This window comes from Colwellia sp. MB3u-8, assembly GCF_014076985.1.
Classification (GTDB): domain Bacteria; phylum Pseudomonadota; class Gammaproteobacteria; order Enterobacterales; family Alteromonadaceae; genus Cognaticolwellia.
In genome coordinates, this window is sequence record NZ_JACGVA010000069.1 from 148,788 (window position 1) to 160,353 (window position 11,566).

Sequence of the window (11,566 nt, forward strand, 5' to 3'; positions counted from 1 at the left end):
TCTCCTTCGCCTAAGCTGTTTTAACGCTGTTAGTTTTAACATCGGTTGTAAAATATGATTGACCAGATCTTGCCATTTCGCGCATACCATCAGTAACTTGGTAAATTTCGCCTAAATGCGCATATTTATCTGCCATAGCGATAAAGTTATCTAAGCCTAATGTTTCTAGATAGCGAATTGGACCGCCTCTAAATGGTGGAAAACCTAAACCGTAAATTAAGCCCATATCAGCTTCAGCTGCAGTATCAACCACACCTTCTTCTAAACAGCGCACCACTTCATTCACCATAGGGATCATCAAGCGAGCAATAGTTTCTTCTTGGGTAAAGTCTTTTTTCTCTACACCTGAAAACAAGTCATAAGCCACTTGTGCTGCAACTTTGGTTGGACGACCGCGTTTGTCTTTACCGTAATCGTAGAAGCCTTTGCCATTTTTCTGGCCAAGACGGTCTTTATTATATAAAGCACTTACTGGGTCATTATCAATTTTTGACATACGAGTTGGGAAACCCGATGACATAACACCCGTACAATGATCAGCGGTATCAATACCAACCACATCAAGAAGGTATGCCGGGCCCATTGGCCAGCCAAATTGTTTTTCCATGACTTTATCAACGGCAACGAAATCAGCACCTTCAAGCACTAATTGGCTAAAGCCAGCAAAGTATGGGAATAAAACACGGTTAATGTAAAAACCAGGACAGTCGTTTACCACGATGGGTGATTTACCCATTTTAGCTGCGTAAGCAACAACAGCAGCCACGGTTTCATCAGAGGTAGCTTTACCACGAATAACTTCAACTAATGGCATTTTGTTTACCGGGTTGAAGAAATGCATGCCACAAAACTTATCTTTGCGTTTAAGGCCTTCGGCTAGTAAATCAATTGAAATTGTTGAGGTATTTGAAGTCACAATAGTGTCTTCATCAACATGGTTTTCAACTTCTGCCAACACCATAGCTTTTACTTTCGGATTTTCAACTACAGCTTCAACAACAATATCAACACCTTTAAGACTGTCATAACTTAGTGACGGTGTGATGCTATTGAGTACGCCAGCCATTTTCTTGACGTTCATGCGGCCACGTTCAACTTGTTTAGTTAAAATACCCGCAGCCGTAGTAAGACCTAAATCAAGTGCTTGGTCATTAATATCTTTCATGATAATTGGCGTGCCTTTATAAGCAGACTGGTATGCAATACCACCGCCCATAATACCTGCACCCAAAACAGCCGCTTTATTGACTGCCTTCGTCGCTTGTTTACCGGCTTTTTTCGCTTTACCTTTAACCACTTGATCAGCCATAAATAGGCCAATTTGTGCAGTAGCAGCATCAGTTTTCGCTAATTTTGCAAACCCTGCGTTTTCTAATGCCATTGCGCCTGCACGGTCTAAACCTGCTGCCGCTTCGATCGTTTTAACCATCACCATAGGTGCAGGATAATGTTTACCGGCCTTAGCCGCGATCATACCTTTACAGGTATTGAAGGTCATCATAGTTTCTACTGGAGAAAGCTTTAATGCTTCAAGTTTAGGTTGACGTTTTGCGCGCCAATCTAGTTTGCCCGCAATCGCTTGGTTTAACATTTTCAGTGCCGCTTCGCGCAAATGTTCTGGTGCAACTACAGCGTCAAGTAAACCTACCGCCATCGCTTGCTCAGCTTTAAAAGCTCGGCCTGTCGACATCCACTCAATGGCATTATCAGCGCCAATGACACGTGGTAAACGCACGGTACCACCAAAGCCAGGTATTAAACCTAAGCTCACTTCTGGTAAACCGATTGAACATGAGGTGTCTGCAATACGATAATCACAAGCCAAGGTCATTTCACAACCGCCACCTAAAGCGAAGCCGTTAATAGCAGCAATCGTAGGTAGATTAATATCTTCAAATGAATCAAAAATATCAGAGGCATTTTTTACCCAAGGTAGTAATTCATCTTCCGGTTTTTTAAATACTGCTAAAAACTCGGTGATATCAGCACCAACAATAAAAGAAGACTTACCAGAAGTAACGAGTACCCCTTTAGCTTCACTGCAATTATTAATCGCATCGACTACTGCGATATATTCTTTAAACGTTGCCTGATCAAACTTGTTAACTGAACCTTGCGCATCGAATTTAAATTCGACAATGCCGTCATCTAACAATTGGGCAGAAAGGCTTTTGCCTTGAAATAACATGCCTACTCTCCTGACTTTTTGTGGGTCGATTGACTGGTAATGCGTAATCATAGATTACTACCAAGCGTGTGAATATTTAGCTTACTCATTAGGTATAACCAATAAGTAAAAGAAATAAAGTGATACTGAGTTTGCCTTGAAAGGAAAGGGAAAGCAAATATTTTTAAACAAGCGTTTTAATTAAGTGTATTAATTTTATTTAGGCCTTCATTTAATGCGACCGCGGGTGCCTCTTTGCTCATTTTTTTTCATTTTATCTAGCAACGCTTGCTCCATATTTATACCTTGCCAATGCGCAATGTCTAAAACTCTCAGCACAATATCGGCTAACTCTTCTTTAAAATTGTCAGTCGGCTTTGCACCGCGACATTCATTTATCGCTTCACCGACCTCTGAGGCGACTAAAGCTAATGCTTCCAACGTGGTCTTATTGTGCCAACCCATGCGTTCAACCCAATCATAATTTTGCTCCGCTATTTTATTAATATCCATACATACCTCAGCTGTAGTTTTATCTATCGTTATTGCTCTTGATGACTAGCTTAGAGTGAAAAAACTTAAGCTAGCACTCATAACTTTACTGTATTTATCGTATGTTTTACAAACAATTAACTTACAACGCCTAAACAGAATACATCGCTGAGAATGCTAAAACCTGCTTTTCCCTTCATCCTATTACCGCCATGGATATTGCAGTTTTACTTGGAAGTGTTTGAATAGTTGATATTTTGTCGGGGTTTTATATCTGTGAAGGCTTGGCTTGTTGGGCTTTATGCTTAACTTTTTTTGTATTTTAAACACTAAGGCTAACTGTAGAGATTGACACAAAAAAAAGCACTTGTAGATCAAGTGCTTTAAACCGAATATTGCCAATAATATACTCTATCGATTTATTCTCTCTAAACAAGTGAAGAACTCGTCAGCTGGCATTGGCTTAGCATAATAAAAACCTTGTACTTCATCACAGCCCAAAGCTCTTAGTTCTGATTCTTGTTCGCTGTTTTCAATGCCCTCAGCAATGACTTTTAAGTTCATTTGCTTGCCTAAGTTGATAATGGTATCGGCTATAATTGCACCACCTGGCTCGGCAATAGCACTGACAAAAGAGCGATCAACTTTTAATCTGTCCAAAGGTAGTTTTTGTAAATAGCTTAACGATGAAAAACCTGTACCAAAATCATCAAGTGCAATACTAATGCCCTGCGCTTTTAATCTCACTAGCGCATCGATAATCACCTGAGGTTCATCCATTAAAACATTTTCGGTGATTTCTAATTCCAATTTACTGGGATCAACTTTATGCGACTTCGCTATCTCAATAACCGTGTCGACAAAATTATCGCGTTTAAACTGAGGAATCGACACATTAACCGAAATACTGACCTCGATAAATTTGCTCGCTGCCAGTCTATTTAACAGCTGGCATGCTTGATCGACAACCCAGTTGCCAATCTCAATGATCAAACCAGAATACTCTGCCAATGGAATAAATATAGCGGGTGAAATAAACTTGCCTTCGGCTGTTTTCCAACGCAGCAGGGCTTCAGCACCAATAATTTTGCCCGTGATTAAACTTAACTGTGGTTGATACCAAAGCTCTAAACGATGTTCAGCAAAATCAGTGCGTAATTGCCTAATCATACTTAAGCGCCAAAGTGTTTTATCTTCCATTTCTTGATGATAATAAACATAAGGTTCATGCAAAGATTTTTTGGCCAAATTAAGGGCAATATTAATTTGATTCAGTACTTTGACACCACGCGAGCCTGCTGAGCCTTTAGAACAAAAACCAAAACAGGCGCTAATAAGTAGATTTTGTTCACCAACAGTAAAGGGCTCACTAAACAGCGCGGTTAATATTTCAGGATTAACCCATTTCTTTGCACCAATAATACCAAATACATCAGCACCAATCCTTGCCACATGATTATTTGCACTTAATGCTTGAATACGTCTAGATACTGCCATTAAAAGCTGGTTACCAATATCTTGACCTAAGCCATCATTGATATCACTAAAATGATTAAGATCAACCAGTGCAGTGACCAACTTGTCATCAACACTTTGACAGAAGTCATCCAATAAATTGACAAAGTCTAATCTATTGGGCAGTTCAGTTAACCAATCTTTGTAAGCCGCATTACGCAGTTTTTGAAATAGATGAACGTTTTCATAGCCAGTGGCAATATTGGTGAGAAAAACTTCGATATGTTGGATTTCAATACTCGTTAAGGCTCGAGTAAGCTCTAAATGAATGACGGCTCTAAAGCCACCACTAGCGAAATAAAATGAGGTAGAGTCGACAGTGAAAAAGTGCTGTTTTTGTTGAAAACAACTATTAATTTGACTAGCGGTATCTTGATTTTCCAATGCCGTTAATTTTTGATTTACTTTCGCTTCAACTAAACCGATTTGGCCAATAACATACAAACTTAAATCATCAGCCCCCTCTACAATCCCTTGTCCGCGAGCGCAAAAAATAGCACTACTAGTATCCACTAGCGTTATAAGCTCAGCTAACACGCCACTAGCATAATCATGAATCGTACGCAGTTCTAACAAGTTGGCAGCAGCGCCAATGATTTTTTCTAAACCCTTTCTATACTGAGTTACAGAGTCAATTTGCTGATATGAGCGAACAGCGGCATAAACGGTTGTCACTAATTTACGACGAGTTAATTCAGTTTTTGTTTTGTAGTCATTTATATCGTAATCTTTAATAACACTTTCTTCTGGTGCATAGCCCGGCTGGCCGGTGCGTAACACAATACGAATGTCATCACGTTTTAATACTTCGCGTATGTGCTTGACGACAACAAGACCAGCGTCGTCACTTTCCATTACCACATCGAGCAAAACTAAAACGATATCTTCATGCTCTTCAATAAGTTTGCAGGCATCGTGACCTGAATAAGCATGCAGGTATTCTAAATGTCGACCTAAAACAACCAAGTCGGATAAGGCCAACTTGGTTACTGAATGAATTTCAGGATCATCATCAACAATTAAGACTTTCCAAGTATCCCTTATAGCTGAATCAAATATTTCATCTTCATCACTATCGTCGATAAACAGAAAGTCATCGTTAGTATTGTCAAAAACTTGCATATCATCCTCAAAGCACTAGCAAAAAGTTACTAGTAGAGTTTTATTGAATATTCATTTTGTTAAAAAATGTCTTCATATAGTAGCTACATAATAAAAGTCGGAATAAAATTATTCAACATTTCGTTTTAATAATATTATCATTTTAAAGTACTGTTAGTCATAAATCATTTGTATGTACAAAAAACATACTGACGTAAACTTAAACACGAATACATTCAAGTTAATATTTTACTCTTTGTTAAAAAAAAGTTAAAAACATAAGGACATGAGTAAAATTTATATTTACGCTATAATAATTTTTTGGCGATATTATGTTGGAATTTCCAGCATTTTCCCAATTTGTGATAGTTTTAAGGGATACAACTGATGTCGAATTCGATTGATCAAAATAAAATAATTGAGCATCCTGTAGAGCAAAGTAAACCCGCTATTGTCGAACATGATGAACAAACCTTCACACCTAAAAATAATGCTCATGCAAACGTCAACGCTTCCTCACAAAAACAATTATTAGTACTGGCAAAAAAGTTTTCACTTAGCGCTGCATTTTCACCAGAAACCAAACAAGTCCCTTTGGAAGAAAGAGCCAACCGACGAAAGAAACTCGACCAGTTAAGAAAACAACAAAATATGGAAGCTATCATTGTACGCGCTGTTCAGTATTGCTCGGATGAGACAATTACCGACAGAGCTGATCAAGACTGGTTTAGCTCTTTTTTAACACTTGCTGAAAGTATTAGTAATAAAAATATGCAAGACTTATGGGCGAAAATTTTAGCCGGTGAAGTATCTCAACCTGGCTCTTTTTCACTAAAAACATTACAAGCATTTAGAACCATGAGTATCACTGAAGCAAAGCTGTTGGCAAAAGCTTGCAGTGTCGCGATGACTGATGCACGTAAAAAAAATATTCGTGTCATTAGTGGCGCTTATCAAATCCCCAAATTATTCAATTTGTTTAATAAACAGCGACAACAACGGCTCGATCTTAACCAGATGGGATTGAGCTACGCTGACATCTTAACCCTAGCCGATAACCACTTAATGTTTGAACAAGAAACAGAAAGCCACTCCTTTGCCAAAGGAGAAAAAATTCAATTTAATTATCATGGTAAACAACTTAACTTTGTCGCAAAAAAAGCTGATTGCATACTCACTTTTTATAAGTTCACTCCCATTGGCACAGAACTCGCTCACTTAGTTACTGATGATGAAAACGAGCATTATTTAACCCTAATTAAAACGCAATTGTCAGAAAATTTTGCTATAGAAAGCTAGGAAGTTTATGGCTTAAGAACAGGGATAAGATTTTTGTTATCGACAGATTAATTAAATGAATAAGTTAGACAATAAATAGAATGCGGCTTGCGCATTCTATTTATTGTAATGACCTTAAATGCCATCACCGTCAGTGTGTAAACCACACTCTCTTTGCATACCAGAGAAACGTGTGTCGCTCTCATCCATACCAACAGTTAATGGTCGCGTACTATGTACATCGCCCACTGAAACATAACCTTCTTCCCACAACGGGTGATAAGGTAAATTATTTGCCGTTAAGTATTCATGCACGTCTTTATTGCTCCAATCAATAATCGGGTGCACTTTAAAGCGCCCTCGTAAAATACTGACTACCGATAAACCTTCACGGTGACTAGATTGCTGGCGACGAACGCCAGAAAACCAAGTACCCGCTTGCAACTCACTTAAGCCACGTTCTAATGGCTCAACTTTGTTACGGCGATTATAAGCTTTTAACGAGTCTTCATCGCCATCCCACTCTTGACCAAACTTAGCTTGTTGCCATGCCGCACTTTCTTTCGCACTAAACACTTGTAAGTTTAACTTTAAGCGCTTTGTTAATTGCTCAATAAACTGATAGGTTTCAGGAAACAAATGCCCAGTATCAGTTATTAATACCGGTATATTAGGTTCAATTTGGGTCAGCATATGTAGCATTACCGCAGATTGAATACCGAAACTCGACGATAAAACAAATTGCGCGGGTAAATTTTCCATTGCCCATTCTACGCGTTGGCTTGCCGACTGCTTTTCTAATAATTCGTTCCACTGCTTTAACCAAGGTTCTGGTAATGACGCTGGAAATTTATTACTGATCAGCGGAGCTGTACTCGCTGTAATAATCTTAGTCATGAAAATCCCACTTGCTAACTTTAACTTCATCAACAATACTGACTCGAATCACAAAATCACCAAAAGCCTCGGCTGAGTTACGCTCAGCCACCCAGCGTGCCACTAGACTGTCAATCTCTTGTAAAATATTTTCTTCACTAAGGTTTTCTTTATACATTTTAGGTATGCGCGTACCGGCAACATTACCACCTAAATGCATATTGTATTTGCCAGGACCTTTACCGACTAACCCAATTTCGGCCAACATGGCGCGTCCACAGCCATTCGGGCAGCCTGTTACTCGTAAAATAATACTTTCATCAGCGACATTGTGCTTCGCTAATATAGCTTCGACATCAGTCACCAAACCAGGTAAATACCTTTCCGCTTCAGCCATTGCTAACGGGCAAGTAGGAAAAGATACGCAGGCCATTGAACTTTTACGCTGCACAGAAACACTGTCAGCCATTAAGCCATGTGCGCGTGCTAAGCGTTCAATGTCAGCTTTGTCTTCGCTTGCCACACCCGCAACAATTAAATTTTGGTTGGCGGTCATACGAAAATCGCCTTTGTGGATTTTCGCAATTTCAGCCACACCCGTTTTTAATGGCAAATTGGGCTTATCAAGCAGACGTCCATTCTCAATAAATAATGCTAAATGATGCTTACCATCAAAGCCTTCAGTCCAACCAATACGATCGCCTCGACTGGTGAATTCATAAGGACGACTTTCTGCAAAAGTGATACCGGCACGTTGCTCAACTTCAGCCTTAAAGACCTCGACACCCACACGATCTAGGGTGTATTTTGTTTTCGCATTCTTACGATTAACACGGTTACCCCAATCTCGTTGAGTAGTAACTACTGCACTAGCAACATCTAAGGTTTTAGCTAACTCAACATAACCAAAATCATCCGCCTTACGTGGGTAAGTAGATTTATCGCCATGGGTCATCGCTAAACCACCACCGACCAACACATTAAAGCCAACCAGTTTGCCGTCTTTAGCGATAGCAATAAAGTTTAGATCATTAGCATGTACGTCAACATCGTTATGTGGTGGAATAACTACCGTAGTTTTAAATTTACGTGGCAAATAGTTCGGACCTAAAATCGGCTCTACTTCACCGGTTTCTGTACCCCCTTCAATTTTCTCACCATCTAACCAAATTTCCGCATAAGCGCGTGTTTTAGGTAACAAATGTTCACTAATTTTTTTAGCCCATTCATACGCTTCTTGATGTAGCTCTGACTCAACTGGATTCGTCGTACAAAGCACATTACGGTTTACATCACCTGCCGTAGCAATAGAGTCGATACCATAATGATTCAGTGTTTGGTGCATTAACTTAATATTTGGCTTCAACACACCGTGAAACTGAAACGTTTGACGGGTAGTGATACGAATACTGCCGTAACTAGTTTTTTCACGAGCAAATTGATCAATACCTAACCATTGTGTTGGCGTGATAATGCCACCAGGCATACGAGCACGCAGCATGACATTGTGTAGTGGTTCAAGTTTTTGCTTAGTACGCTCATTACGAATATCACGATCATCTTGCTGATACATACCGTGTGTTCTAATCAACTGAAAGTTATCAGCGGTAAACCCACCAGTAACATGGTCTTTTAAATCATCGACAATGGTGCCACGTAAGTAATTACTTTCCGCTTTTAACCTTTCATTATCGGCATGTTTTCCTTCGACAATTAAAGGGCCCTTTGCTTGATCTTTTTTAGTTAAATCAGTCATTAGTATACATCCTTCTGGTAACGCTTAGCGTTACGTAAATCTTTTAAGTAATCATTTGCCTGTTCTGCTGATAATTGGCCTTTATTGGCAATAATAGTTAATAAAGCCGCCTCAACATCTTTTGCCATTCGGCTCATATCTCCACAAACGTAAATATGTGCACCTCGCTCTAACCATGAAAAAACTTCATCCGCATTTTCTAATAATCTATCTTGCACATAAATTTTTTCCGCTTGATCACGAGAAAAGGCTAAATCTATTTTGGTTAACAAGCCTGACTTAAGGTAGCCTTGCCATTCAACTTGATAAAGAAAGTCTTGAGTAAACGTTTGGTCACCAAAAAACAACCAATTATCGCCTATGGCTTCCGTGGCTTCACGTTCTTGCATAAAGGCCCTAAATGGCGCAACACCAGTACCTGGACCGATCATAATCACGGGTGTTTCATTATTTGCTGGTAAACGAAAGTTGTCATTGTGCTCAACAAACACCTTAACTTCACCACCTTCTTCAACACCATTGGCTAAAAATCCAGACGCACCACCCTGACGGTTGGCCTCTTCAGTCTGATACTGAACAAGCCCAACGGTTAAATGTACTTCTTCTTCCGCTTCGCTTTGAGAGGACGCGATAGAATAAAGTCTTGGCGTTATTTTTCGTAACGCGTCTATAAATTCTTGAGCATTTAACTTAACTTCATTCGGTAATGGCGCAGATTTAACCACGTCAATGACTTGATGATTAGCGGCATACTCTCGCATAGCACTCTTATCATCTAATATATCAAGCAAATTAATCGCTTGTGATTTTTCTGCCCAGAAATTAACAAATTGAATTGAGGTTTGAGTTATTTCAAACTTTGTCTTTAATGCTTCACCAAGTGCTATGCTTTCATCACCTGCAGAGACTTTCTCTTGATCATCAAACCCTAGTTCCGTAATAAGCTCATCTACTAGTGCAACAGAGTTCTCAAACCAAATACCTAAGGCATCACCGGCTTGATAAGTTAACCCTGAGTCACCTAAATCTATTTCAACATGTCGTACATCTTTAGCTGAATCACGACCGGTAATTTTCTGGCTAAGCAATAGTTCAGCAGTATATGGCTTTTGCTTGGTATAAAGTTCTTCTGTGCTGTTTACGCTGGCTAATGCCACTACATTGCTAGCGCTAGCCTCACTACTAAGCAGGGTTTTAACCTGAGTAATGACAGTAGCTGACCAAGTATTAGCGGCCTCATCATAGTCAACATCACAATCCAATCGAGGTGCAATTCTTTTTGCGCCTAATTTTTCTAAATTCAGATCGAAATCTTTACCTGTTTGGCAGAAAAGCTCATAACTGGTATCACCCAGTGCCAAAACACTATAATTCAAATGATCAAGTTTAGGCGCTTTCTTTGAAGACAAAAATTCATGTAATGCAATAGCATCGTCTGGTGCTTCACCTTCACCATTGGTACTCGCTACTATCAGTAAGTGAGTAATGTTTTTAATTGCCTTGGGCTTAATCTCTCCCATACTTTTCAATTCAACATTCAAACCTTGAGCACTGGCTTGAGCCGCTAAACTCTTAGCAACACCTTTAGCATTGCCTGTTTGCGAGCCATACAAAATAGTTAAAGTTGTTGGAGCAGCACTTGCAATGGCCGCGGGAACTGTAGCATTAGTAACATTTTCGGCTTTAGCGGCCAAATAGCCACTAGCCCACGCTAATTGAAGTGGAGAAAGATTGTTGATGCTTTGTTGAAAAGATGCCAACTGGTTGGTATCTAGCATTGTTTGGTTTAATTTTTGTGGTTCTGGCGACATCTGGCAATACACCTATTACTAATCAATGATGTCATAATAAACTGATTTATGGTGAAGTAAAAAGAATAAAAACGGCTTTTTTATACAAAAATAGAATATAGAGAAATGAACTTATAACATAACACTCATAGCAGCTACTGACGCTAATTATATGTCAAAAATTTAATGACTGTGACAGTGTTTTTTGGAGGGTATTTTTGATTTAAACAACAGAACAAGGTCAATTTAGACGAAGACCTTTAACTAGCAGTAATATTAACTATTGATCAAAAACTGATGTTATAGCAATTATATTTAATTGCTATTAACCATGAAAAATTAAAACTCAAAAAAGTAGCTTTAACTAAAGATCTCTAAAGTGTAAATATGTGAATTGCCGTGATGTATAACGAAGTTTAAACCACTATAACGCTTTGTAGCCTTTGAGATTGCAGCAAGCTAACTCGCTTTATTTATCAAATCCCAGAAAGCAAAAAACCCGTAGCGTCAGCTACGGGTTTCTCTAAATAGAAGCCTAGCAATGTCCTACTCTCACATGGGAACTCCCACACTACCATCGGCGCTAACACG

7 protein-coding genes are annotated in these 11,566 nt (G+C 39.2%); 1 reads left to right on the forward strand and 6 read right to left on the reverse strand.

Features of this window, described 5'->3' with window-relative positions:
- Positions 1 to 10: 10 nt before the first annotated feature.
- The 3 genes from fadB to H4J54_RS15095 all read right to left on the reverse strand — a co-directional run bounded on the left by fadB (position 11) and on the right by H4J54_RS15095 (position 5,296).
- Positions 11 to 2,188 (reverse strand): fatty acid oxidation complex subunit alpha FadB, encoded by a 2,178-nt coding sequence (gene fadB, locus H4J54_RS15085; protein ID WP_182191823.1) that lies wholly within the window; start codon positions 2,186 to 2,188, stop codon positions 11 to 13.
- A gap of 207 nt (positions 2,189 to 2,395) precedes the next feature.
- Entirely contained in the window at positions 2,396 to 2,680 is a 285-nt protein-coding gene (locus tag H4J54_RS15090) for a MazG nucleotide pyrophosphohydrolase domain-containing protein (protein ID WP_182191824.1), read from the reverse strand.
- Positions 2,681 to 3,070: 390 nt separating this feature from the next.
- Positions 3,071 to 5,296, reverse strand: a complete 2,226-nt coding sequence (locus H4J54_RS15095) for an EAL domain-containing protein (RefSeq protein WP_182191825.1) — start codon at positions 5,294 to 5,296, stop codon at positions 3,071 to 3,073.
- Between the two features lie 366 nt (positions 5,297 to 5,662).
- Here H4J54_RS15095 and H4J54_RS15100 point away from each other — a divergent pair, with 366 nt between their 5' ends.
- Positions 5,663 to 6,574, forward strand: a complete 912-nt coding sequence (locus tag H4J54_RS15100; RefSeq protein WP_182191826.1) for a TIGR03899 family protein — start codon at positions 5,663 to 5,665, stop codon at positions 6,572 to 6,574.
- 114 nt (positions 6,575 to 6,688) lie between these two features.
- On the opposite strand, the gene H4J54_RS15105 is transcribed toward H4J54_RS15100, so the two are convergent.
- The 3 genes from H4J54_RS15105 to H4J54_RS15115 are packed head-to-tail and all read right to left on the reverse strand — an operon-like array spanning position 6,689 to position 10,996.
- The gene (locus H4J54_RS15105) at positions 6,689 to 7,450 is read right to left on the reverse strand and encodes a phosphoadenylyl-sulfate reductase (protein ID WP_182191827.1); all 762 of its coding nucleotides are present in this window, start codon (positions 7,448 to 7,450) and stop codon (positions 6,689 to 6,691) included.
- Entirely contained in the window at positions 7,443 to 9,185 is a 1,743-nt protein-coding gene (gene cysI / locus H4J54_RS15110) for an assimilatory sulfite reductase (NADPH) hemoprotein subunit (protein WP_182191828.1), read from the reverse strand. The genes H4J54_RS15105 and cysI overlap by 8 nt, the downstream gene beginning before the upstream one ends.
- Complete coding sequence (locus H4J54_RS15115) at positions 9,185 to 10,996, reverse strand: assimilatory sulfite reductase (NADPH) flavoprotein subunit (protein WP_182191829.1); 1,812 nt, start codon at positions 10,994 to 10,996, stop codon at positions 9,185 to 9,187. The genes cysI and H4J54_RS15115 overlap by 1 nt, the downstream gene beginning before the upstream one ends.
- Positions 10,997 to 11,566: the final 570 nt, after the last annotated feature.